The 23,164-nt window shown below is 63.2% G+C and carries 24 protein-coding genes; 7 read left to right on the top strand and 17 right to left on the bottom strand.

The annotated features are described in order from the left end of the window. Positions 1–25 precede the first annotated feature (25 nt). From hslU to ACQ4V8_RS04915, 3 genes are all read left to right on the top strand, one after another. Entirely contained in the window at positions 26–1,393 is a 1,368-nt protein-coding gene (gene hslU, locus ACQ4V8_RS04925) for an ATP-dependent protease ATPase subunit HslU (RefSeq protein ID WP_436571013.1), read from the top strand. Between the two features lie 18 nt (positions 1,394–1,411). Further along, a complete protein-coding gene (locus ACQ4V8_RS04920; RefSeq protein WP_070345939.1) occupies positions 1,412–1,606 on the top strand; it encodes a hypothetical protein in 195 nt (64 codons plus the stop codon). Positions 1,607–2,122: 516 nt separating this feature from the next. After that, complete coding sequence (locus tag ACQ4V8_RS04915; protein ID WP_043460548.1) at positions 2,123–2,908, top strand: helix-turn-helix domain-containing protein; 786 nt, start codon at positions 2,123–2,125, stop codon at positions 2,906–2,908. Here the strand turns inward: ACQ4V8_RS04915 and ACQ4V8_RS04910 are convergent. From ACQ4V8_RS04910 to gpmA, 17 genes are all read right to left on the bottom strand, one after another. Then, positions 2,881–5,139, bottom strand: coding sequence for a patatin-like phospholipase family protein (locus ACQ4V8_RS04910; RefSeq protein ID WP_070345940.1), 2,259 nt, complete (start codon positions 5,137–5,139; stop codon positions 2,881–2,883). The two genes, ACQ4V8_RS04915 and ACQ4V8_RS04910, sit on opposite strands and share 28 nt — an antisense overlap. Before the next feature lie 70 nt (positions 5,140–5,209). After that, on the bottom strand, positions 5,210–5,770 hold the full coding sequence (locus tag ACQ4V8_RS04905; RefSeq protein ID WP_010394205.1) for a type II secretion system protein N: 561 nt from the start codon (positions 5,768–5,770) through the stop codon (positions 5,210–5,212). Between the two features lie 19 nt (positions 5,771–5,789). Continuing rightward, complete coding sequence (gspF, locus tag ACQ4V8_RS04900; RefSeq protein WP_010394204.1) at positions 5,790–7,010, bottom strand: type II secretion system inner membrane protein GspF; 1,221 nt, start codon at positions 7,008–7,010, stop codon at positions 5,790–5,792. 10 nt (positions 7,011–7,020) lie between these two features. Beyond that, a complete protein-coding gene (gene gspE / locus ACQ4V8_RS04895) occupies positions 7,021–8,448 on the bottom strand; it encodes a type II secretion system ATPase GspE (RefSeq protein WP_436571012.1) in 1,428 nt (475 codons plus the stop codon). A 10-nt stretch (positions 8,449–8,458) separates the two neighbouring features. Further along, on the bottom strand, positions 8,459–10,711 hold the full coding sequence (gene gspD / locus ACQ4V8_RS04890; RefSeq protein WP_010394200.1) for a type II secretion system secretin GspD: 2,253 nt from the start codon (positions 10,709–10,711) through the stop codon (positions 8,459–8,461). Then, positions 10,708–11,484, bottom strand: a complete 777-nt coding sequence (locus tag ACQ4V8_RS04885) for a type II secretion system protein N (protein ID WP_010394198.1) — start codon at positions 11,482–11,484, stop codon at positions 10,708–10,710. The genes gspD and ACQ4V8_RS04885 overlap by 4 nt, the downstream gene beginning before the upstream one ends. Next, positions 11,481–12,020: a type II secretion system protein M gene (locus ACQ4V8_RS04880; protein ID WP_070345941.1), complete on the bottom strand. Its 540-nt coding sequence runs from the start codon at positions 12,018–12,020 to the stop codon at positions 11,481–11,483. The genes ACQ4V8_RS04885 and ACQ4V8_RS04880 overlap by 4 nt, the downstream gene beginning before the upstream one ends. Next, positions 12,017–13,246, bottom strand: coding sequence for a type II secretion system protein GspL (gene gspL / locus ACQ4V8_RS04875; protein WP_070345942.1), 1,230 nt, complete (start codon positions 13,244–13,246; stop codon positions 12,017–12,019). The genes ACQ4V8_RS04880 and gspL overlap by 4 nt, the downstream gene beginning before the upstream one ends. Before the next feature lie 19 nt (positions 13,247–13,265). After that, positions 13,266–14,243 carry a type II secretion system minor pseudopilin GspK gene (gspK, locus tag ACQ4V8_RS04870; protein WP_436571011.1) on the bottom strand — a complete coding sequence of 326 codons (978 nt, stop codon included), beginning with the start codon at positions 14,241–14,243 and terminating at the stop codon, positions 13,266–13,268. Then, positions 14,240–14,863 (bottom strand): PulJ/GspJ family protein, encoded by a 624-nt coding sequence (locus ACQ4V8_RS04865; protein ID WP_070345943.1) that lies wholly within the window; start codon positions 14,861–14,863, stop codon positions 14,240–14,242. Before ACQ4V8_RS04865 ends, gspK begins: the two co-directional genes overlap by 4 nt. Continuing rightward, the gene (gene gspI / locus ACQ4V8_RS04860) at positions 14,863–15,306 is read right to left on the bottom strand and encodes a type II secretion system minor pseudopilin GspI (RefSeq protein ID WP_082260935.1); all 444 of its coding nucleotides are present in this window, start codon (positions 15,304–15,306) and stop codon (positions 14,863–14,865) included. The genes ACQ4V8_RS04865 and gspI overlap by 1 nt, the downstream gene beginning before the upstream one ends. Continuing rightward, complete coding sequence (locus ACQ4V8_RS04855; RefSeq protein WP_010394184.1) at positions 15,303–15,797, bottom strand: GspH/FimT family pseudopilin; 495 nt, start codon at positions 15,795–15,797, stop codon at positions 15,303–15,305. Before ACQ4V8_RS04855 ends, gspI begins: the two co-directional genes overlap by 4 nt. A 12-nt stretch (positions 15,798–15,809) precedes the next feature. Then, the gene (gene gspG / locus ACQ4V8_RS04850) at positions 15,810–16,262 is read right to left on the bottom strand and encodes a type II secretion system major pseudopilin GspG (RefSeq protein WP_010394182.1); all 453 of its coding nucleotides are present in this window, start codon (positions 16,260–16,262) and stop codon (positions 15,810–15,812) included. 102 nt (positions 16,263–16,364) lie between these two features. After that, a complete protein-coding gene (locus ACQ4V8_RS04845; protein WP_010394180.1) occupies positions 16,365–17,117 on the bottom strand; it encodes a HesA/MoeB/ThiF family protein in 753 nt (250 codons plus the stop codon). An 84-nt stretch (positions 17,118–17,201) separates the two neighbouring features. Then, complete coding sequence (locus tag ACQ4V8_RS04840; protein WP_010394178.1) at positions 17,202–18,695, bottom strand: S41 family peptidase; 1,494 nt, start codon at positions 18,693–18,695, stop codon at positions 17,202–17,204. 47 nt (positions 18,696–18,742) lie between these two features. Beyond that, a complete protein-coding gene (locus ACQ4V8_RS04835; RefSeq protein WP_010394175.1) occupies positions 18,743–20,203 on the bottom strand; it encodes a murein hydrolase activator EnvC family protein in 1,461 nt (486 codons plus the stop codon). Positions 20,204–20,279: 76 nt separating this feature from the next. Then, positions 20,280–21,026: a 2,3-diphosphoglycerate-dependent phosphoglycerate mutase gene (gene gpmA / locus ACQ4V8_RS04830; RefSeq protein WP_010394173.1), complete on the bottom strand. Its 747-nt coding sequence runs from the start codon at positions 21,024–21,026 to the stop codon at positions 20,280–20,282. Between the two features lie 106 nt (positions 21,027–21,132). Between gpmA and ACQ4V8_RS04825 the strand changes: the two genes are divergently transcribed. From ACQ4V8_RS04825 to ACQ4V8_RS04810, 4 genes are all read left to right on the top strand, one after another. Beyond that, positions 21,133–21,549, top strand: coding sequence for a rhodanese-like domain-containing protein (locus tag ACQ4V8_RS04825; protein WP_010394171.1), 417 nt, complete (start codon positions 21,133–21,135; stop codon positions 21,547–21,549). 150 nt (positions 21,550–21,699) lie between these two features. Then, the gene (gene grxC, locus ACQ4V8_RS04820) at positions 21,700–21,966 is read left to right on the top strand and encodes a glutaredoxin 3 (RefSeq protein ID WP_010394169.1); all 267 of its coding nucleotides are present in this window, start codon (positions 21,700–21,702) and stop codon (positions 21,964–21,966) included. A 160-nt stretch (positions 21,967–22,126) separates the two neighbouring features. Beyond that, positions 22,127–22,600: a protein-export chaperone SecB gene (gene secB, locus ACQ4V8_RS04815; RefSeq protein ID WP_010394167.1), complete on the top strand. Its 474-nt coding sequence runs from the start codon at positions 22,127–22,129 to the stop codon at positions 22,598–22,600. An 83-nt stretch (positions 22,601–22,683) separates the two neighbouring features. Continuing rightward, positions 22,684–23,145, top strand: coding sequence for an SH3 domain-containing protein (locus tag ACQ4V8_RS04810; RefSeq protein WP_070345944.1), 462 nt, complete (start codon positions 22,684–22,686; stop codon positions 23,143–23,145). Positions 23,146–23,164 lie beyond the last annotated feature (19 nt).

Below are 23,164 nucleotides of genomic sequence, written 5' to 3'. Positions count from 1 at the left end.
AAAGAATAGAAAGCCAATTATGATCATGAACATGACACCGTCGGAAATCGTCACCGAACTCGACAAGCACGTGGTGGGCCAGGCCAAGGCCAAGCGCGCCGTCGCCATCGCCCTACGCAACCGCTGGCGCCGGCAACAGGTGGCCGAGCCCCTGCGCCATGAAATCACGCCCAAGAACATTCTCATGATCGGCCCGACGGGTGTCGGCAAGACGGAAATCGCGCGCCGCCTGGCCAAGCTGGCGGAGGCACCGTTCATCAAGATCGAGGCGACCAAGTTCACGGAAGTGGGCTATGTGGGGCGCGACGTCGACACCATCATCCGCGACCTGATCGACATCGGCATCAAGCAGACGCGCGCATTGGAGATGAAGAAAGTACGCGCACGCGCCGAGGATGCGGCGGAAGACCGCATCATCGACATCCTCGTGCCGCCAGCACGCGACTTCGGCTTCACGCCGAATACGCCAGCCGCCGTGGACAGCGGCAGCGGCAGCGGCAGCGGCGACAGTACGCGCCAGACCTTCCGCAAGCGCCTGCGCCAGGGCGAACTCGATGACAAGGAAATCGAGATCGAGTTGGCCGAGGCGGGCCCGCAGATGGAAATCATGGCACCGCCGGGCATGGAAGAGATGACGGAGCAGATCAAGTCCATGTTCTCGGGCGTGGGCGGGCAGCGCAAGAAAGCGCGCAAGGTCAAAATCGCTGAAGCCTTGAAACTGCTGGTCGAGGAAGAAGCGGCCAAGCTGGTCAACGAAGATGAGCTCAAGCAGAAGGCCATCCAGAACGTTGAGCAGAACGGCATCGTCTTCCTCGATGAAATCGACAAGATCGCCTCGCGCTCGGAATCGGGCGGTGCCGACGTCTCGCGCGCAGGCGTGCAGCGCGACCTGCTGCCGCTGGTCGAAGGCACGACCGTCAACACCAAGTACGGGATGATACGCACCGACCACATCCTGTTCATTGCCTCGGGCGCCTTCCACTTGTCGAAACCGTCGGACCTGATTCCCGAACTGCAGGGACGTTTCCCCATTCGCGTGGAACTGGAATCGCTGTCGATCTCGGATTTCGAGCGCATTTTGACCAGCACTGACGCCTGCCTGACGATGCAGTACACAGCCTTGCTGGCGACGGAAAACCTGACGCTGCAATTCGCGCCGGAAGGCATCACGCGCCTGGCGGAAATCGCCTATTCGGTCAACGAGCGCACGGAAAACATCGGTGCGCGCCGTCTGCATACGGTGATGGAAAAGCTGCTGGAAGAAGTGTCGTTTACGGCCAGCGAAGGCAGCAGCAGCAGCACGGAAAACCTGCTGCTGATCGATGCCGCGTACGTGAATGAACGCCTGGAAGCGCTGTCGGTCAACGAGGACCTGTCGCGCTACGTGCTGTAAGAAGGAAGGGGGAACCCGGTGGCAAACAAAGCCTTGGCGACGCGGCAGAAAATGCAGTTCCGCGTCGAACCCTCGCAAAAGCCGCGCAATCCGGTCGCCACTGCCGCCGGCAAGCGCGCCGCCGGGGCGCACGTGAAAAGCGTATCGGGCCAGCGCCAGCAGGAAAAACGCCTGCTGGCGAAATTGCTGCTGAAAGTCGACGTCAAAGACTGATCTCAACATGTCCAGGACAAGGCGCATGGACGAAGACAGTATGGATAATACGGCGAGGCCGTGCAACGCCGCCTTGGTCACTTTAGGCCGCCTGCGGACACCCCGTTCAAGGGCGTCCGCCATCAGGCCATCGTCTGCTGACCGCCCCCCATAGTAACGGTAGGAAGCGCCCAGCGAAAAATGTCGACCTTCGTCGTTGCATGCTGTTGTACTTGACGGGCACGTGGTCACAGTCGAGGTGCAGCGACCCGTTCTGGTTCAGCGCATACGCCGCGCCGATGCCGCAGCTCAGGCCTGCCTTGTTCTTCTTGTCTGAACCGCCGCCCAAGCCAAGCGATCGACCTTGATAGATAAGCTCTGCCAGTGTACGCATTGCCTGCTTGTAGCGCGCTGCGCGAGCCACAAGCGGGAGTGTCATCGCTTTTGCCAAAAAGTACTATCATCTTGTGCAAAGTGTCATTAAGGGCTACATTTTGTAGCGTCACCCGCTACCAAACTTGTAAAAAAGGATATCTCGTGAGTTCACCTGAGCTGGTCTTGCGCGTGCTGCGCACCCAACTGCGCGCCGCCGGCATCACGTACAAGGTACTGGCCGAACGCATCGGCATGAGCGAATCGAGCGTCAAACGCATGTTTGGCCAGCATGATATGTCGCTGTCGCGCCTGGCCCTGATCTGCAAGACATCGGGCATCGCCATGGAAGACGTGCTGCGCGACGCGGCCGACATCACGCCGCATGCCGACACGCTCACCCTGGTGCAGGAAAAGTCGCTGGTGGCGCATCCGCGCCTGCTGCTGGTGGCAATCTGCTGCCTCGGTCACTGGAGCCTGGAGCAGGTGGTGGAAACGTATGCGCTGACGCAGGCCGAATGCATCGTCTGCCTGGCCGAACTGGACCGGCTGGGCTTGATCGAACTCAAACCGCTGAACCGCTACAGCCTGCGCGTCTCGAACGCCTTCCACTGGCTGGCCGACGGTCCGGTGCAGCAGTACTTCCGCGCACACGTGGTGGCCGATTATTTCAGCGGGCATTTTGACGGCGCCGGCGAAACCCTGATGTGCATTCCGGCACGCCTGTCACTGTCGAGCGCGCAGGAGCTGGTGCAAAAGATACGCCAGTTGGCCGAGGAACTGGCGCGACTGCACCAGAATGACCGGCGCCTGGCACCCGCCGAGCGCGATGGCTTTACCCTGCTACTGGGCTTTCGCTCATGGGAATTTGCCGCCTTCACGGCCCTGCGCCGCAGCACGGCGCCTACCGCCCCGGCGGCGCCTTACCAGACCGGGCCCAGGAATAGATAAAGCGTGCTCTCGCCGCCCTTCGATGCGCCCGACGCCACGTACACAGGACCGAAGCGCGTATCGACGGAAATGAAAGCACTGCTGGCCTGCGTGAACTTGCTGGCTTTCCAGCGCTCGCTCTGATCAAAGCCACCGCCCATTTCCAATGAAAAGCCGGCTCGCACGGCCCCGCCCAGGGTGCTGGGCAGGGAAGCGATGCGGCGCGCCATCACGAAGCGCGCCAGGGCCACGCTGCGCCCAGTCACCGACTCGAACTGCGTACCGGACAGGCGCAGGAAGCCGCCCAGGCTGAGCGGCGCCTCGCCGCGCTGCGCACGCGCCCATTCGCCATACACGTGGCCGGCCCAGTTGCCGCTGCCAAACGCCTGCAGGCCGGTGATGGCGGAACGCCCCAGGCCCGACTCGCCCGAGCCGGTGGTCGAGGCGCGCGTCCAGGTGGCATCCAACAGCGCGCCGCGCGTGGGGAAGCCGGGCGAATCGAGCGTGTCAACGCGGAACTGGACGAACTGGTTGGTGCCCAGTGAACGCTCCTTGGGATAGGCAGGGTCGGCGGGGATGCTAATGTCCGCCTTGACTTCGCTGCGCGTGACGCCCAACTGCAGATTGCCCCAGAAACCGAACTGGTGCCCCAGCACCAGGCTGGTGCTCTGGCCGCTGTAGGCGACGCGCGCATTGCGCCGTCCCTTGTCGAACAGATCGACCGCCTGCGAGCTGTACTGGATCGACGGGGCGATGTACCACGGGTTGCCGGCACCGAGCGGCTGCCAGTACTGCACCCCAAAGTTGCGCGTGGTGCCGATCTGCACCATGCTGCGCAATTCACCACCCCAGCTGTTCAAATTCGAGCGCACATGCAACAGCTTCAGGGCAAAGGTATTGCTATCCCTGAAATCACTGGCCATTTCCAGGCCCACGCGCAGGCGGCTGCTGGCCCACGGTGCTTCGACTGCCTTGATGGTCACGGCGCGCTGGTCGCCAGCATCGACCACTTGCGTCTCGACGCGCGCCAAGTCGCCCCGACCATACAGCTTGGTCGCCACCTTGAGCACATCTTCCTGGTTCACCATCTGCCCTTCCACCAGGCCCGATTGCGCCTGCAAGATGCGTGGATTGATATCGCCTTCGCTCTCCACGGCCAGGCGCACGAGCGGCAGGGCCACGTCCAGCAAGGCCGGTGCCGCCAGGCGCAACTGCTCGCGCGCTGCGTACTGTTGCGGCGGCAGGGACAGCGGTGCCAGGCGGGAAGCCAAGGCCTGCGCCGCCTGTTCACCGGCGCGCATGGCGCGCGCGTAATTCTCAAAGTCGAGGAAACTCACGCCCGTCAGATCTGGCGCCACGAGGATATCTTGCGCCTGCAGTTCCTTGAGCGAGCGCTGCACATTCTGCTCCGTGAGAATCTGCAGCATCTGCTGCGCCACGCCGATGGCGCTGCCCAACTCTTTTTCCGGCGCCAGCGGCGTGCCCACGTTGACGGCGATGATAATGTCCGCGCCCATGGCGCGCGCCATGTCGACGGGCAGGTTGCGCACCAGGCCCCCATCGACCACCAGGCGATTATTCACGCGCACCGGGGCGAACACGCCCGGCACGGCCAGCGAGGCGCGCATCGACAGGAACAGCGGCGTGTCGACCAGTTCCACCAGTTCGCCATTGACCAGGTCGGAGGCCACCGAACGAAAGGGCAGCGGCAGTTGGCTGGCCGGGCGATCGCGCATGCCGGCCGGCAGCAAGCGGTTCAGCGCCATTTCCAGCGCCGCATTGCTGGCCGCCGCCGGCGGCGTGGAAATGCCGTTGCGGCTGGTGCCAAACTCCAAGCGCGACGGCAACAATAAATCTTCCTCACGACGGCGGAACGCCAGTTCGTCACGCGGCGGCCGGTCGGCTACCACGCGCGCCCAGTTGGTCTCGCGCGCCATCGTTTCCAGGTCCGCCACGGAAGCGCCGGCCGCATACGCACCGCCCACCACGCCACCCATGCTGGTGCCAACCACCATGTCGATCGGCACATGCAGCTCCTGCAGTACTTTCAATACGCCGATATGCGCAAGACCGCGCGCGCCACCGCCTGACAGCACCAGGGCGATGCGCGGGCGCGCGGGCGCTGACAGCTCCTGAGCGGCTGCCGGGGAAGAAACGGCAGCAGGGGGAGAGTTGTCGCTGGCGCCAGCGTGCGGCAAGGCGCACAGCGCCGCCACGCAGCCTGCTGCCAGGACGGCACGGATCGAAAACATGAGGACTCCTGTCGCGATGGCGGCGCGGCGCCATCAGCATGATGGTAATCGGGTAGTGACGAAAATCAGCTCAATTCGACGGCGGCGTGCTGCTCACCTGCGGCGGTGCCGGCATCATGGTTGCCGCACGCTGCTGCTCCATCGGCAGCGGCGGCGGCACCAGATTTGTGACCGCTGCAGGGGCGGCGGCAGGCGCCGGGCTGGCAGCCACCTGCGCCGGCAAGGCCAGCGCCTTGTCGTCGGCCACCAGATCGATGCGCTTGCTCACGCCGCCATCGCGCAGCAGCACATGGCGCGCATGCACTTCCAGCACCGTCACGCCGGGCACCACCTCGGCGCCTTCCGGCAAGGCCACGGAAGGCTTGCCATCGGTCGAGATGATGGCCACGCTGCCGCGGCCATTGCTGGCGGCCACCACACCCTTGAGCTGATAGTTGCTGGCCGTGGCGACGCTGACCTGCCCGCCGAACAGCGAGGCACCCGCCTCCACGCTGGCATCCTGCACCACCGCTGCGGCGGGCGGATTGATCGGACGTTGCGGCGCCTTGAACAGCTGCATGGCCCAGTAGGCCAGCGAGACGGACAGCGCCACGACGGCGAGCAAACTTACAAATTGTGGCAAACGCTTCATGGTTTCCTTGTTATGTCTCTTAACGCACCAGCTGATTAATTTCGATAATCGGCATCAGCACGGCCAGCACGATCAGCAGCACCACCACGCCCATGGCCAGGATCAGGGCCGGCTCGAGCAGGCCTGCGATGGTCAGGGTGCGACGTTCCAGGTCTTGCTCCTGCGCGCTGGCGGCGCGTTCCAGCATCGCTGGCAGTTCACCCGTGATTTCGCCTGCGCGTATCATGTGGATCAGCATGGGTGGAAAATGCTTTTGCGCCGACAGCGCGCGCGCCAGGCTGACGCCCTCGCGCACGGCGCCGCTGGCCTCGGCCACCAGTTCCTGCATCGCTACATTGGTGAGCGTGTCGCGGCTAGTGTCGAGCGCGCGCAGGATAGGCACGCCCGAGCCGGTGGTGATGGCCAGGGTGCTGGCGAAGCGCGCCGTATTGAGGCTGCGCTCGAACTTGCCGTACAGGGGCGCGGTCAACAGCCAGGTATGCCAGCGCCGTTTCAAGGCCGGCTGCTGCAGCGCGCGGCGCCAGGCAAACCAGGCGCCGACGAGGGCAATCGCCACGACGATGCCGTAGTGGCGCACAAAGTCCGACAGCGCCAGCATGATCACGGTCAGTAGCGGCAGCTTCTGCTTGGTATTGGCAAACACGGAGACGATCTGCGGCACCACATAGGTGAGCAGGAAAATCACGATGGAAAACGCCACCACCGTGACGATGGCCGGATACGTGAACGCCAGCTTGACCTTCTGCACCAGCGCATTGCGTCGCTCGATATAGTCGGCCAGGCGCGAGAGTACGCGCGACAGGTGGCCGATCTGCTCGCCCGACGCCACCAGCGCCCGGTAAATTTCCGCGAAATCGCGCGGATGGCGCGCCAGCACGTCGGAAAACGCGGCGCCGCCTATCACTTCCGAACGGATCGAGGCGATCAGGTCGCGCAAATACGGCCGCTCGGCCTGTTCCAGCAGCGCGGAAAAGGCTTGCTCCAGCGGCAGGCCCGCTTCCAGCAGGCTGGCCAACTGGCGCGTAAACAGGGCCAGCTCGGTGCTCGACAGGCGCTCGCCGAAACCGCGACGCTTGGTCACGCCGGCGGCATCGACTTGCGCGGCGATCGCTTCGACGGCCAGCGGCACCAAGCCTTGCACGCGCAGTTCGGCGCGCGCGGAACGGGGACTGTCGGCATTGAGCACGCCCTTGCGGGTGGCGCCCTGGGCATCGACGGCTTCATAACGGAATGCGGGCATGGTGGCGGGCCTAGTCTTTGGTCACGCGCAGCAATTCAGCCTGCGTAGTCGTGCCGTCGCGCAGCCAGCGTTCGCCGTCCTCGCGCATGCTCATCATGCCGTCCTGCAAGGCGACGGCGCGCACCTCCGCTTCCGAGGCGCGGTTGTGGATCTGCGCGCGAATCTGCTGCGTCGTGCGCAGCAATTCATACACCCCCACGCGGCCCTGGTAGCCCGTCTGGCCGCAGTGCTCGCAGCCGACAGCCTGCCAATATCCGCTTTGGCCGTCGAAGGTTTTGCACGAGCCGCACAGTTTGCGCACCAGCCGCTGCGCCAGCACGCCGAGCAAGGACGACGACAGCAGGAACGGCTCGATGCCCATGTCGAGCAAACGCGTGACAGCCGCCGACGCATCGTTCGTGTGCAACGTCGCCAGCACCAGATGGCCCGTCAGCGAAGCCTGCACGGCGATCTGCGCCGTTTCCAGGTCGCGAATCTCGCCGATCATGATCACATCGGGGTCTTGCCGCAAAATCGCCCGTAGCGCTTTCGCAAATGTCATGTCGATGCGCGGATTGACTTGCGTTTGCCCCACGCCCGCCAGGTCGTATTCGATCGGGTCTTCCACCGTCAGGATGTTGGTGGTGGTGGCGTTGAGCATCGACAGCGCTGCGTACAAAGTCGTCGTCTTGCCCGAACCGGTGGGACCGGTGACCAGCACGATGCCGTGCGGCTGCGTGATCAGGCCATCGAACTGTTGCAACATCGGCGCGCTCATGCCCAGGTGCTGCAGGTCGAGGCGGCCCGCTTCCTTGTCCAGCAAGCGCAATACGGCGCGCTCGCCATGCCCGGTGGGCAGGGTGGAAACGCGCACGTCGACGGGCTTGCCGCCCACGCGCAGGGTGATGCGGCCGTCCTGCGGCAAGCGTTTTTCAGCGATGTCGAGCTGCGCCATGATCTTGATGCGCGAAATGAGCGAACCGTGGATGGCTTTGCGCGGACGCACCACGTCGCGCAAGCTGCCGTCGATGCGAAAGCGCACGACAGAGGTCTGCTCGAACGGCTCGATGTGGATGTCGGAAGCGCCTTCGCGCAGCGCCTGCGTCAGCAGCGCGTTAATCATGCGGATGACGGGCGCGTCGTCGGACGATTCGAGCAAGTCCTCGATGGCCGGCACGTCCTGCAGCAGCTTGGTCAAGTCCAGGTCGGCGTCGAATTCATCGGCCATCTGCGAAGCATCGCCGCCGCCGCCCGCGTAGGCAGCGGCAATGGCAGCATCGAGTTCGCCGCGCGGCAGCACTGTCAATTGAATCTGGCCGAAACGGCGCGATACTTCGGCAATGGCCGCCGGTGCCGTCGATGCCGCCACCAGCACGTCGACCGGGGCGCCATCGAGCGCGCCGGGCCGCGCCAACAGGCTGAAATCGCGCGCGTAGGCGTAGGGAAGCAGATTACTCATGGCTGTCCCGTCACTTCTGCTGCGGCTGTGACTGCGGCTGTGACTGCTGCTGGTATTGCTGCAGCAGCGTCTGCGCTGGCGTGGCCGCGTTGGCCGGCGCGCCTGGCGGCGGCGTCGGTGCCGGCGGCACCGGGCGCGTCACCATGTTGCCGCCCAGCGGCTGGCCATCCTGCAGGGCCGGCAGCACAGGCGTGCCCAGGTCTTTCAGCATCAGATTGCCCGTCGCCGGCACGGCGGCCGCCTCGGCCGAGCGCATGTAGTCATAGCGGTCGGCAGCCAGGCTGCCGCTCTGCTCCTTGTTGCGCACGATAACGGGGCGCAGGAAGATCATCAGATTGGTTTTCTTGCGCTCGCGCGTCTGGTACTTGAACAGGTTGCCGATCAGGGGGATATCGCCCAGGCCGCGCACTTTCTCCGCATTGTCACCGGTGCTGTCCTCGATCAAGCCGCCGAGCACGATGATCTGGCCATCGTCGGCCAGCACATTGTTTTCGATCACGCGGTTGTTGATGGTAATGCCGCTGACGGCCGACGCGGTGGATTTGTCCACGCTCGACGTCTCGTGATAAATGCCCAGCTTGATCGTGCCGCCTTCGGAAATCTGCGGGCGCACCTTCAGGGTCAGGCCTACTTCCTTGCGGTCGATAGTCTGGAAAGGATTGGTGTTGGTGCCGGCCGTGCTGGTGTACTGGCCCGTCAGGATAGGCACGTTCTGGCCCACCTTGATGGTCGCCAGTTCATTGTCCAGGGTGATCAGATTTGGCGTCGACAGGATGTTGGCGTTGCCGTCCGATTCCAGCGCATGCGCCACGGCGCCCAGGCCCAGCGCGCCGTTGATCTGCTTGAAGATGCCGACCGTCAGGCCGCCCGTCGGCAAGACCTTGCCGCCGCCCAGGGCGATGGCGCCGATGTTGTTGCTGGTGCCGGAGGCGAACGACTGCAGCGCCCCCACGCGGTAGTTGCTGCCGCTGTCGCCGGAAAGCCCCAGCCACTGCACGCCGAATTCGGAAGCCTTGGACGAGGTCACTTCAACGATCAGCGCCTCGATGTAGACCTGGGCGCGGCGCACGTCGAGCTGGTCGATGACGGCGCGCAGATTGCGGTAGACAGCCTCGTTGCAGGTCAAGATCAGCGTATTGGTCGAAGCGTCAGCCTGAATGAAACCGGCCGCGCCGCCCGAGGACAGTTGCTGCGGCGCATTGTTCAGCGAAGCGCCGCCCGTGCCGCCGCTTTGCGTATTGCCGCCCATGCCGCTGCTATTGATGCCGCTGTTGTTCTGGTTAATCTGGTTGTTCGTGCCCGGGTTGCTGCTGCCCTGCTGCTGCGCAGCGGCCGTGCCGTCCGACGTCACCACCGAGCGCAAGGTCTGCGCCAGCTTGGTGGCATCCGCGTTCTTCAGGTACACCACATGCACATTGCCCAGCTGCGTGGTGGGCTGGTCCAGCTTCGAGATCAGCGACTTGGCCAGATTGGCGCGCGCCGTCGACGGCGCGCGCAGCACCAGCGAATTGGTGCGCGGGTCGGCCAGCACGGAAACCTTACCCGTGTCGGCGCCCGCACCAGCGCCCGCATTGCCGCCTTCCATCAGTTTATTCACCATCGAGGCCAGGTCGGAAGCGATCGCATAGCGTACGGGGATCACATCGAGGTCCGTCGCGGCGGGCACGTCGAGCGCGGCGATGATCTTCGCCAGGCGCTTGAGGTTATCCGCGTAATCGGTGATCACCAACGAGTTGTTGCCCGGGTTGGCATTGATCGTGTTGTTCGGCGAGATCAAAGGGCGCAGCACGGCCAGCAGATTGGCCGACGATTCGTAATTGAGGTAAAACACCTGGGTGGCGATCTGGTCGCCTTTCACCTGGCTGGCGCCGTTGCCCACCTGGGTCGGCACCGATTGCAGCTTGGCGTCCGCTTCCGGCAGCACTTTCGCGTAGCCGTCGCCGGAGACCACCGCATAACCTTGCAAGCGCAAGGCCGAGGCCAGCAGCCCGAAGGCCTGTGTCTTGCTGATCGATTTTTCCGACACCAGGGTGATCGTGCCCTTGACGCGCGGGTCGATGACGAAATTGATGTTGGTGTAATGGCCCACGGCCTTGATCACCGATTCGATGTCGGCGCCGACGAAATTGAGCGCCGCTTCATCGCCCGGTGCGGCCCAGGCGGGTGCCGGCATGCCGGCCACGGAACAGCACAACAAGGCGGCAGCCGACAGGCGGCGCAGCGAGAAGGAGAAAGTATTGCGGCTCACGGATGGTTTTTTCATTGTCTGAACTCTAAGGCGATGATGTTTTTTTCGCTATTGCTACGGCGCTGTCCCAGCAAATTCAACAAACTCGCCAAGGTCTCTTCATATCCTGCTGCGGCCTGGGCCTGGCCGGAAAACTGCATGCGCCCCTGTTGCAGGCTGCCGCTGCCATCGAGCAGCAGCGGTCCCTTGATGGAGCGCAAGGTCAACGTCGCCTGCTGCCCCTGCCAATCAAAATCGAGCTCGTAACTGCCCAGCGGACGCAAGGACGACAGGCGCGATGCCATGTCCGTCATCTGCAAGGTGGTGCGGCCGACGGCGGAAAACTGCCGCTGCGCCAAAGCCAATTCCAAGGTGCTCCATGACAGGCGCATGCTGCCCGTCGGCGCCACGGTATTTAACGGCGCGCCCAGGCCACCGAGACCATCGGCCGGCAGCAGCAGGGCCGCCGGGCTGACCTGCCAGTGCGACCACGAGCCGCGCAAGTTCACCGGCTGCGACAGCGCCTGCGGGTTTTGCAGTTCCAGGTCCGCCGATCCCCACAGCACCGAGGGCGAAATGCGCCAGCTGAAGCGCCCCGGCAGCAAAGGCGTCACGGCGCCATTCGCGCTGGCCGCCCCGCCGATAAAGGCCGAACCGCGCCACAGGGTACCTTGCGCGTCGCCCAAGGTCAAACGTCCGCCCGTCTGCTTTTCCACGATGCCCGCGACCCAGCCGGCCGGAAAAAATATCAGCACGGTGACGCACACGCTGACGATGATGGCCAGCAGCCAGGCAAGCTGGCGCGTCATCGTGCCGCGCCCGCGCTCTGGTGCAAGGTCAGGCTGGCATCGACCAGCCCCGCCTTACCCTGCACCTGCGCCGTAATCTTCGCTTCCTGTACCGCCACGCGGCCTTCGCGGCGCAAGCCGTCCAGCCACAGCATGACGCTGGCAAACGGCACGCCATTTAACTGCACGCGCGCATATTCGCCCGTCAGCGACAGCGATTGCGGCGCCAGGCCGCGCGCTTTCAAGGAAGCATCGAGGCTGTCGCGGCCCATGGGAGCGACCTGCACGGGCGCCTGGCGCGCCAGTTCGCCCGCTTCACGCGCCAGCGACTGCAGCTGGGCCGCGTTCTGGCGCAGCTCGGGCAAGCTCTTTTGCAAGGCGATGCGCCCCGTCCAGGCCGGCGCGAAAAACACTGCGTAGACGAGGGCCAGGCCGGCCACCACAGCGCCGACGCAGAGCAGCTTGCGCTCCTGCTGCGTGCGCTCGGACCAGAAGGCTTGCACGGCCTGCTGCTGGCGCGTCAATGCGGCGCGCGCTTGGTTGACTGCTGCACTCATACTTTTGCTCCCGTGGCCGGCGTGATCTTCCACACGCCCGGCGCCGTTTCATTCAAGGTCAGCTTGCGCGCGGCCAGGCCATCGCGCACCTGCGCCTGGGCGCTGGCGTCGAGCGTGTCCGGTTTCAGCTTGACGATCAGGCTGCGCTCGCGGTATTCCAGCGAGGCCACCACGCCGCGCCCGGCCAGGCCGCCCAGCGCCTCGCCCAGCGCCGCGCTCATGCTGGTGAAATCGTCCATGCTCGCTTGCCCGCTTTGCAGGCGGGCGGCAGCGATATTGCGCCGCATCTGCTCCGCTTCCAGGCCATACACCGGCACTTCATTCGGATACGCGGCCTTGAAGGTTTGCTGCATCGACGTGCGCACGGTGGCCGCCTCGCGCTTCAAACGCATCCATTCGATATTCATGCCGGCCAGGTTGACGATCACGGCCAGCAGCGCCAGGCGCAGCGGCCAGCGCCAGCGCCGCCATTCGGTGGCCGATCCCGTGGCCGTGCCCAGCGCCGGCGCCAGATCCAGTCCTGCATTTTTTGCGCCGGCGATCCAGTGCGCCCAATGGTCGCTCTCCAGCGTCACGCCCTGCATATCGGCGGCCAGCTGTTGATATTGCGCCAGCTCAGCCTGCGCCACGTAGAGCGTCAGCGGCACGTCGCCGGCAAATGCGCGCGTCGTCAGCAGCGCTTGCTGCGGCTGGGCCGGCAACACCAGGCCCAGGCCTTCTTGCGGCGCCTGGCGCAAAGCCAGTTCCAGGCCGTTGCCGACCGCGTGCAGGGATGCCGTCACACTGCCAGGCTGCAGGGGCAGGCACAGCTGCGATGGCAGCAGCGCCACCTTGCGCGCACCCTGCGCCAGCAAAGCTTGCACGAGTACGGCGGCCCAGGCGCGCTGCGCCACGGCCACCGTGCGCATGCCGGCAGCGTCGGGCGCGCCGGCAGCGAGCAGGCAATCCTGGGCCTCACCGAGGATGTGTTCTTCCACCAGGCCAGGCAAGGCCGCGCGCAGGCGGGCGCCGGCCAGCGGCGGGGTTTTCAGGCGCAGCAGAGTCACGTCGGCAGCCGCCAGCAGCAAGACCACCTGCTGCGCGCCAGCGATCAGCTGGCCCAGGCTGCCCAGCGGCGCACTGCCTTGCTGCAGCAGGACGCCGCCGTCGCCGGCCAGCACGAAGGAGCAGGCCGGCGCGCTGTCGGTGGACGCCTTGGCCGGGTGACGGATATACAATATTGTCAAAGTGACTCGCTTTCAGCTGTTAATTTTCCCGCAACCAGACCAGGCTGGTGGTGCGCTGCGGATCCGTTTTTCGATTGATGAGCGCCACGGCATCAAGGGCGGCACGGTCCAGCCGCACACGGATGACGGTGAGAAAGTAGCGGCTCTTCACATCGAGTTCCACATCTTCAATCACTTGCTTACTATCAATATTATTCTTGAAGTTTGCCAAATCAACAAACTTTTTACGCGGATTGCTCAAAGTCAGGGCGCTCGCCTCGGACAGCGACATCATCGTCACGGCAGCGAGTACCTCGGCCGGGGCCGTATTCACGTTCACACCCGTGATCTCCGGCAAGATAATGACGACATCGCGCAGCTGCTCGATCATCTGCGGCGTATAGCCGGGCACGGACAGCAAATCCTCGACCTGCGTGAACGCTACCGGCTCGCTGCCGCCGCCCGAAGGGGGCATGGCGGCGGGCGTCTTGCCATCGCTGCCGCTGTCAGCGGTGCGTGGCTTCGGCTGCGCGCGCAGCACGGCATCGGCCGTGGCCTGCGCCAGCGAACTATCGAGCTTCATGTTTGACAACAGGCGCTGGTAGGCCAGCACCTGTTTCGGATTGATGCCGCCCGTGGCGGCGACCAGGTTAGTGATATTGAACCGCGCCTGCGCATCGAGCGCGCGGCCCGAGACGGTGGCGTCAAATTTTTCTGTATCGACCTTTTCGCGGTCGACGTAATCGTCAAGCCGTGCTTCCTCGATCGGCGTAGCCCACACGCCGTCGGCGGCCGTCAGCGTGGGGTTGTCCTGGCGTAGCCAGAAGCGGGCGAAGTCGACCATGCCGCGCATGGCCCATTGCGTCTGCAGGCGCAGGCGCTGGTTTTCCATCGACCGCACTTGCACCTGCTGCTGCCAGAACAGGCTGGCGACGACCGTGATGGCCAGCGCCGTCAGCAGCAAGGCCGTGATGACAGCCACGCCGCGCTGGCGGGGAGGGCAGGAAAAGCGCTTCATCCCGGCCCCAGCAAGAACACTTTGGACAGGCCAGCGTCTTGGCCCGGCATTTGCAAGGTCACTTCCAGGCCCGGCACTTGCATGGAGATGCTGGCGCCAGCCGTCAGCACATTCCAGGCGCCATTGTTCCAGCCGCGCATGACCATGCTGTCGACGCCGCGCATCAGGGCCACGTCGGCGTTGGCGCTATCGGTATCGTCGCGCGCCGCCTGCCACAGGGTGTCGAGCACGGCCAGGTCGCGCGTGCCGTTCGACTCGCGCCGCGTCAGCACGCCGCCGCGCAGACGGTAAGTGACCACTTGCAACTGTTGCGGCTCCTGTTCCGACGCGGCCAGGCGCACCAGAGTCAGGCGGTCAGTCTCTGCGCTCAGGTTGGTGCGGCCATTGAGCAGCTTGTTCGTCAGGCCGGCACCGGCCAGGTGATCGCAATCGCTCTGCATCTGGGCAAATGCCAGCTGCATGCCGCGCGCCTGCTCCAGCTGACTGGTCAACACTTCGCGCGAACGCATGATGCTATCGAGGCCGCGCCAGCCCAGTACGGCGACCATGGCCAGGATGCCGATCGCCACGAGCAGCTCGATCAAGGTGAAGCCTGCGGCGCAGTGATTACGGCGCGCCATCAGTCGTTGAACGCCAGCAAGACCAAGCGCACGATGCGCCGGGCCGGATATTTCACGTCGTACACATTCACGCGCACTTGCCGGATGCGGGGATTCGGCGTGGCCACCACTTCCTCCTCGCAAATGAGTTTTAAATCGCCTTGCGGACAGTCGAGCGTGCGCTTGCCCGTCTGCGGGAAGGTTTTTGCCAGGCGCAGCCGCACCAGGTGATTTTCCGCCGACCAGGTGGCCATCATGGCGCTGCGCAAGCCGTCGCTGTTTTGCGTCAGGCTGCCCACGGCGCGCAGCGAGGCGCCCAGGGCCGTGCCGACGATGACCAGGGCGACCAGCACTTCGAGCAAGGTAAAGCCGCGCTGGCAGCCGTAGGGCGAGCCGTACGGCGAGCCGCACGGCGAGCCGAAGTGAGCGCAGCGCGGGCGCCGTGGTCGGAAGAAAGCCATCATTGCTCGACCGTGAAATGGCCGATGCCGTCGGCGCGGATGGCGACGCTGCGCTCGCCGCTGGCCAGGGTCAGCACGAAAGGCTTGTCGACCGGTTCGCGGCCGAAGATGATGCGCAGTGGCTGGGCCACGCTGTTCGACGGCTGCACGCTGAGCAGCATGGGCGTGTTCGCAAATGCGCGCTCGCGCAGCAAATCGTCCTGCGTCACGGGCTGCCACAGCTTTTCATTGAGCACCAGGAAACGGTATTGGTTTTCGTCAGCCTCGAATGCCACCTGCCGGCTGCGCACGATGGCTTCATCGCGCGCCAACTGCAGCAGCAGGGCGATGCGCTCGGCTTCTTTTTGCAGTGCTTGCTGGCCATTGGGCATGGCGTTCAGCGACACCAGGCCCAGCGTGACGCCGATGATGACCATCACCACCAGCAATTCGATCAGCGTGAAGCCGCTGGCGCATTGCCTGTGAACTGCGCGACCGTTGGTCATGGCAGGCATGCAATGGAAAACTTACAGTTCCCAGGAGCCGATATCGGCATCGTCGCCGCTACCGCCAGGCTGGCCATCGGCGCCCAGCGAAATGATGTCGACTTCGCCCTTCACGCCCGGCGACAAGAACTGGTAGGGGTTGCCCCATGGATCCTTGGGCATTTTTTCCAGGTAGCCACCCGCCTTCCAGCCATTCGCGGCCGGTCCCGCACTCGGTTTCTCGATCAGCGCCTGCAAGCCCTGCTCGGTGGTCGGGTAGCGCTGGTTATCCAGGCGGTACAATTTCAAGGCTTGCATCACGGTGGCGATGTCGACTTTCGCTGCCGCCACTTTCGACTCGCCCGTGCGGGCGATCAGTTTGGGCACCACCAGCGAGGCGAGAATGCCCATGATCACCACCACGACCATGATTTCGATCAAGGTGAAGCCGCGCGCGCGGCGCTGACGGGTCGAATGGTTTGCTGCGTTTTGCATAGGAAAGAAAGAAGAAGGTAAGTAATGAGTGCAGAGTATAAAGCGGAAATATGACAAAGCCTGTCATATAGGGAAAAATTTCTGCGCCGCTTCTCAGAGCGGCTAGAGCACGTCACCGCAAACGGCGCAGCCCGGGTCGCGCGCCACCCGCATGCTGCTCCATTCCATGTGCAAGCCGTCGAGCAACAGCAGGCGTCCGGCCAATGATTGCCCCACGCCCATGACCAATTTCAGCGCCTCGGCCGCCTGCATGGCGCCCACCACGCCCACCAGTGGCGCGAACACGCCCATGCTCGAGCACGCCTCATCCGTGAACTGCTGCTCTTGCGGAAACAGGCAGCAATAACACGGCTGCGTGCCCGTGCGCGGGTCGAACACGCTCACTTGTCCATCGAAGCGGATCACGGCGCCCGACACCAGCGGCACCCGCGCCGCCACGCAGGCGCGGTTGACGGCGTGGCGCGTGGCAAAGTTATCCGTGCAGTCGAGCACCACGGTGCTGCAGGCCACCAGTTCAGCCAGGCGCGCGCCGTCGAGGCGCTCTTGCAAGGCGATGATGTCAATCTCGGGGTTAATGCCAATCAAGGTTTCTCGCGCCGACAGCACTTTCGGCTGGCCCACGCGGGCCGTCGTGTGGGCGATCTGGCGCTGCAGATTGGTCAGGTCGACCATGTCGTCGTCGACCACAGTCAGCTTGCCCACACCGCTGGCGGCCAAATACATGGCGGCCGGTGAACCGAGCCCGCCCGCGCCGATCAGCAGCACATGCGCATCGAGCAAGGCCTGCTGGCCTTCGATGCCGATCTGATCCAGCAGGATATGGCGCGAATAGCGCAGCAGTTGATTGTCGTTCATGGTTTTACGTCTACTGCAAACCCAGATCGAACCCTGGGGTCGGACCCTCAGGGTCCGACCCCGGCACTTGCATTGGGTTAAGCATCACGGTTTCTGCACAGGGATTTTCTTGTCATCGGCCTTGATGTCGGCCGCAATTTCCGGCTTGGCGCTGATCTTCTCGCCCTTGGCATCAAGCTTGGCCAGCTGCACCGGCAAACCCTGGAAGTGGTTCAAGGCTTGCTGCAGCTGGAAATCGTCCTTGGCGCCGTATTCGAGCGGCTTGCGCTTTTTCGCCGTGGCGACCAGGCGCTGCTCTTCATCGAGCTGTTGCTGCATGCCTTCCATGGTGGGCTTGGCCGCTTCCGGCTTGCCATCGTCGCTGCCCAAGTGCTTTTCCAGGTCCGCCTCGCGCACGCGCAGGCTGTTCCAGCCATCGCCTTCGGCCGTTTCATCGACCAGCAAGTCGGGTACGATGCCGCGCGCCTGGATGGCGCGACCTTTCGGCGTGTAGTAACGGGCCGTGGTCAGCTTGACGGCCGTATCGGCAGTGATCTGGCGCAAGGTTTGCACGGACCCCTTGCCAAACGTTTGCGTGCCGATGACGGTGGCGCGCTGGTAATCTTGCAAGGCGCCGGCGACGATCTCGGAGGCGGAAGCGGAGCCGGCATTGACTAGCACCACCAGTGGCACGGTTTTCAGCGCGGCCGGCAGCTTGGCCAACGGATCGGTCTTGGCGCCTGGCGGCGCATAGAATTCGCGGCGGCCATAAAACACTTGTTTCGATTCCGGCAACTGGCCCTTGGTGGAGACGATCACGGAATTGCCCGGAAGAAATGCTGTCGCCACGCCGATAGCGCCCGGCACGACGCCACCAGGATCGTTGCGCAAGTCCAGCACCAAGCCCTTGAGCTTGGGGTCTTGCGCATACAGCGCATTGATTTTCTTGACCATATCATCGACGGTCGGTTCCTGGAACTGGGCGATACGCAGCCAGGCATAGCCGGGCGCGACCATCTTGGCCTTCACGCTTTGCACGCGGATTTCCTCGCGCACGATGGGGAAGACCAGCGGGCGGCTTTCGCCCTTGCGGGAAATGGTCAGCACCAGCTTGCTTTTCGGCTGGCCGCGCATCTTCTTGATGACCTCCTCCAGCTGCAAGCCTTTCAGCGCGATGTTGTCGAGACGGGTGATCAAATCACCGGCCAGAATGCCGGCCTTGGCGGCAGGGCTGTCTTCGATGGGCGAGACGACTTTCACATAGCCGTCTTCCATGCTCACCTCGATGCCGATGCCGACAAACTTGCCCTGCACGCTTTCGCGCATTTCCTTGAAGGCATTTTTATCGAGGTAGACGGAATGCGGGTCCAGCGACGAGACCATGCCGGATATGGCTTCCGTCAAGAGTTTCTTGTCTTCTACCTTTTCGACATAATCGGACTTGATCAAGCCAAAGACATCGGACAGCTGGCGCAGCTCGTCGAGCGGCAGCGGGGTATTCGTGATTTTCTGCGCCACGGCCGGGAACTGCAGCGACATGCCGATGCCGGCCAGTACGCCCAGACCGATCAGGCCGATACTTTTGACTTTGATACCCATGTATTATTCGCAATCTACAAATTCGCTGCCGCAGCAATGGTGGGGACTTAAAACTTCACCCAGGTGGCGGGGTCGAAGGCGCGGCCCTGATGACGCAATTCAAAGTATAGCCCCGATTCCTCGTTGCCGCCGCTGTTGCCCGCGCTGGCAATGGCGTCGCCGCCCTTGACGGCATCGCCCACTCGTTTCAGCAGCGACTGATTATTGCCATAAATACTCATGTACTGGCCGCCATGGTCAACGATGATCAAATTGCCGAAACCGCGCAGCCAGTCAGAAAACACCACGCGGCCACCGGCGATGGCGTGGATCTCGCTGCCTTCGCCGGTGCGGATGAAGACGCCCTTCCAGCTGGGGCCGTCACCGCGCTTGCTGCCGAAACGGGCGGCAATCTTGCCCGCCACGGGCGCGCGCAGCTGCCCTTTCAGGCTGGCAAAGGCGCCGGCCGGCACGTCCGGGCTCAGGCTTGGGCGTGCCGGCTCCGGTTGTGGCTTCGGTTCGGGCTTGGTCGCCACGTTGGCCACCTGCGGCGGCACATCGTCATCGATCGGTTCGAGCTTGACGGGCGGTGGCGGCGTCTGCGGCTTGATCTTGCCCGATTTGTTTTGCTGCTCTTTCGCGATGCGTTCGCGTTCAGCCTGCGCCTGCGCAGCCTTGGCGCGCGCGGCCAGCAGACGTTCGCGCTTTTCAGCGGCGATCTTGGCATCGGCGGCCGCTTTCGCTGCGGCGCGCTGCTCGGCCAGCAATTGCTGGCGTTTCTTTTCGGCCGCCGCAGCGGCTGCCTGCTCTTCGATCAGTTTCGCCAGCTTGTCGACCAGATTACCCATGCGCTGTTCGTCGCGTTCGACATTGCCCACTTCCTTGCGCTGCGCTACCAAACGCTGCGACAAGCTAGTCAGCAAGGCGGCGCGGCGCGCCTTTTCCTGCACCAGCAGGGCCTTCTGATCGCGCTCTTCCTGGGCGATTTCTTCCAGTTCATCCTTGGCGTTCTGCACGTCCGCCTGGTTTTTCTCCACCGCCAGCAAGTTGGCGCGCAAGGCGTCGAGCAAGCGCGCTTGGGCCTGCGACACATAGGCCATCAGTTGCAAGTCGCGGTTGATGCGGTTCGGATTGTCGCCCGACAAGAGCAGCTTGATGCGGTCTTCGTTGCCGGCGACATATTGTTCGCGCAGCAATTTGGACAGCTGTGCCTTTTGTTTTTCGACAGTGGCCGTCAATTGCTGATGCTCTTGCCCCAGAGCATTGAGTTTCACGCCAGTCTCGCTTTGCTCCTGCGCCAGGTCGCGCAAGGCACGGTTGGCGTTGGAGATGGCTTCTTCCGACTCGGCCAGGGTATCGGCCGCGTCATCCTTGGCGCTTTCCGTGCGGCTGATGTCGCGCTTGAGCGCCGTCAGCTTTTGTTGCAGTCCAGCACGTTGTGCTTCCGCGGCCGCTTTCTGCTTGCTGCGCTCGGTGGGCTTGGCAGCGGCAGCAAGGCCGCTCGATAGCAGCAGCGCTGCGCACAGCATGGCACCGGCGCGCCACGCCGGCAGGGGTCGTTCAGCAGAGGGGGCGATCGCTGTGCCGCGGAAGAAAGACAACAAGTTACTTGGCCTTCCCTTGGTTCGCCACGGCCGCTTGCGCTGCCGCAATCGCTGCCGGGTCACCCAGGTAGTAATGACGGATCGGTTTCAGGTCGGCGTCCAGTTCATACACGAGCGGCTGGCCGTTAGGAATGTTCAGGCCCACGATGTCGCTGTCGCTGATGCCGTCCAACATCTTGATCAGGGCGCGCAAGCTGTTGCCGTGCGCCGAAATGATGATTTTCTTGCCAGCGCGGATGGCCGGGGCGATTTCTTCATCCCAGGCCGGCATCACGCGCGCCACCGTGTCTTTCAGGCATTCAGTCAGGGGAATCGAGGCTTGCGGCAAGCCGGTATAGCGCGGATCGTTGAACGAGGCGCGCTCGTCGTCTTGCGCCAGTGGCGGCGGCGGCGTGTCGTAGCTGCGGCGCCAGACCAGTACTTGCTCGTCGCCATATTTGGCCGCCGTTTCGCCCTTGTCCAGGCCTTGCAGGGCGCCATAATGGCGCTCGTTCAAACGCCAGTCGTTCTTGATCGGCAAATACATCATGTCCATCTCGTCGAGCGCCAGCCAGAGAGTGCGGATGGCGCGCTTCAAGACGGAAGTGTAGGCCACGTCGAACGTAAAACCTTCCTGCTTGAGGATCTGGCCGGCGGCCTTGGCTTCGTTGACGCCCTTTTCCGTCAGATCGACGTCGGTCCAGCCGGTAAAGCGATTATCGAGGTTCCAGGTGGACTCGCCGTGACGCATGAAAACGATTTTGTACATAGTTCTATCTTCTCAAGGGGTTCAAATCAAAAAAGCAAAACGTAAAAAGACCTCGTCCAGCTTCTATTTTATAATGCGCAGATTGACTTAAACCATTGGACCCTACGTGAAATTCATTATCGACCATATTTTTCTGTTTGCCATCGTCATTATTTCCGGCGGCGCCCTCCTCTGGCCGCTGCTGTCGATGCGCGGCAAGCGCGCGACCGTGCTGGAAGTTACGCAACTGATCAACCGTGGCAAGACCATCATCGTCGACGTGCGCGGCGCGGAAGAATTCGCCACGGGCCACTTGCCTGACGCGAAAAACATGCCGTTGCCGGAACTGGCAAAACGCCTGGGCGAGCTGGAAAAATTCAAAACGCGCCCCATTGTAGTGGTTTGCCAGAAAGGTTCGCGTTCGGCAACGGCCGTCGGCCTGCTGGGCAAAGCAGGTTTCGCCGAAGCCACCAGCCTGGAAGACGGCATCGACGAATGGAAAAAGCAAGGTTTGCCATTGAAAACTTTGTCGCTGGCGAAATAAGTCCGTATTGCAACACCCAACAAAACCGTAGCGGGCCGGTGGGAGTTGTGGCTGAGAAGCGCAACTGTGCGAATGCACAGTGAGCATCACAGACCGCAAATCACGACGTGCAGCAGGTTTGGTTCGATGTTTTTAACTGAAGGAATGATCATGACCGTACCTGTAATTTTGTATAGCACCGCCGTGTGCCCGTATTGCGTGCGCGCCGAGCGCCTCTTGGAAGCCAAGGGCGTGAGCGTGCAAAAGATCCGCGTCGACCTCGACCCGGAAGAGCGCATCAAGATGATGGAACGCACGGGCCGCCGCACGGTGCCGCAGATCTATGTGGGCGACACCCACGTGGGTGGATTCGACGATTTGTATGCGCTCGATCAAGCCGGCAAGCTCGACCCCTTGTTAAATGGCACGGCAGCCTGATATAAAGGCGGTTCGAGAAATTGCTTGGTTTCTTGTCGTATTGTTTTGATACAATTGCCCTCGCATCTGATCTGGCCGTGCCTATCCGGCACGGTTGACATACCGCAAGTACCATATTTGAACGGTGTGCCGTTCTTGTCCTTTACAACGAAAGCGTTCCATGTCTGACGAAAATCTGCAACCAGTCTTCCAAATCCAACGCGTCTACCTGAAAGACATGTCGCTGGAACAACCAAATTCCCCAGCTATTTTCCTGGAACAAGAAGCACCGGCGATCGAAGTGGCTCTGGACGTGGGCGCTGCGCCTCTGGCCGATGGCATCTTCGAAGCGACCGTGACCATCACCGTGACCGCCAAAGTCGGCGACAAAGTTGCTTTCCTGGTAGAAGGCAAGCAAGCTGGTATTTTCGAAGCGCGCAACATTCCTGCCGATCAACTCGATCCGCTGCTGGGAATCGGCTGCCCGAACATCATCTACCCTTACCTGCGCGCCAACATCGCCGACGTGATCACGCGTGCCGGCTTCCCGCCAGTGCACCTGGCCGAGATCAACTTCGAAGTGTTCTACCAACAACGTCTGCAAGCTATTGCTGACGCCGCTGCCGCAGCGCCAGCAGCCAGCGAAACGCACTAAGCTATGCAAGACCCCGCTGGCCGTCAAGGCTGGCCTGACACGGCGGCCTGGCCGCCGTGTTTCGTTAAGGCTCAAAAAATATCATGTTGAAAAGTGCGCTCTCGAGCAAGTTGCGCTGGATAGCCGGCACCATGCTGCTGCTGGCCACCGCCGCCAGCCACGCCGTCGATTTCAAAACGGTGGGCACGACCCCCGTGATCCTGTACGACGCGCCCTCTGCCAAGGGTGGCAAGCTGTACGTGGCGCCACGCGGCATGCCGCTGGAAGTCGTGCTCAGCTACGGCGAATGGGTCAAGGTGCGCGACGCCAGCGGCGAAATGGCCTGGACCGAAGCCAAGGGTCTGTCGGCCAAGCGCAACGTCGTGGCGCGCGCCGCCAACCTCAAGGTACGCGTCAGCCCCGATGACAGCGCTTCCCCGATTATCCTCGTCGACAAGAACGTGCTGCTGGAAATGAGCGAGCAGCCGAGCTCGGGCTGGCTCAAGGTGCGCCACAAAGATGGCCAGAGCGGCTATGTCAAGACCAGCGAAGTGTGGGGCTTGTAAGAGCCTATCCCATTAGATG

The sequence above is a fragment of the Janthinobacterium paucivorans genome (genome assembly GCF_051380805.1).
In the GTDB taxonomy this organism is placed as follows: domain Bacteria; phylum Pseudomonadota; class Gammaproteobacteria; order Burkholderiales; family Burkholderiaceae_D; genus Janthinobacterium; species Janthinobacterium lividum_D.
This window is presented reverse-complemented; position numbering and strand designations above follow the sequence as displayed.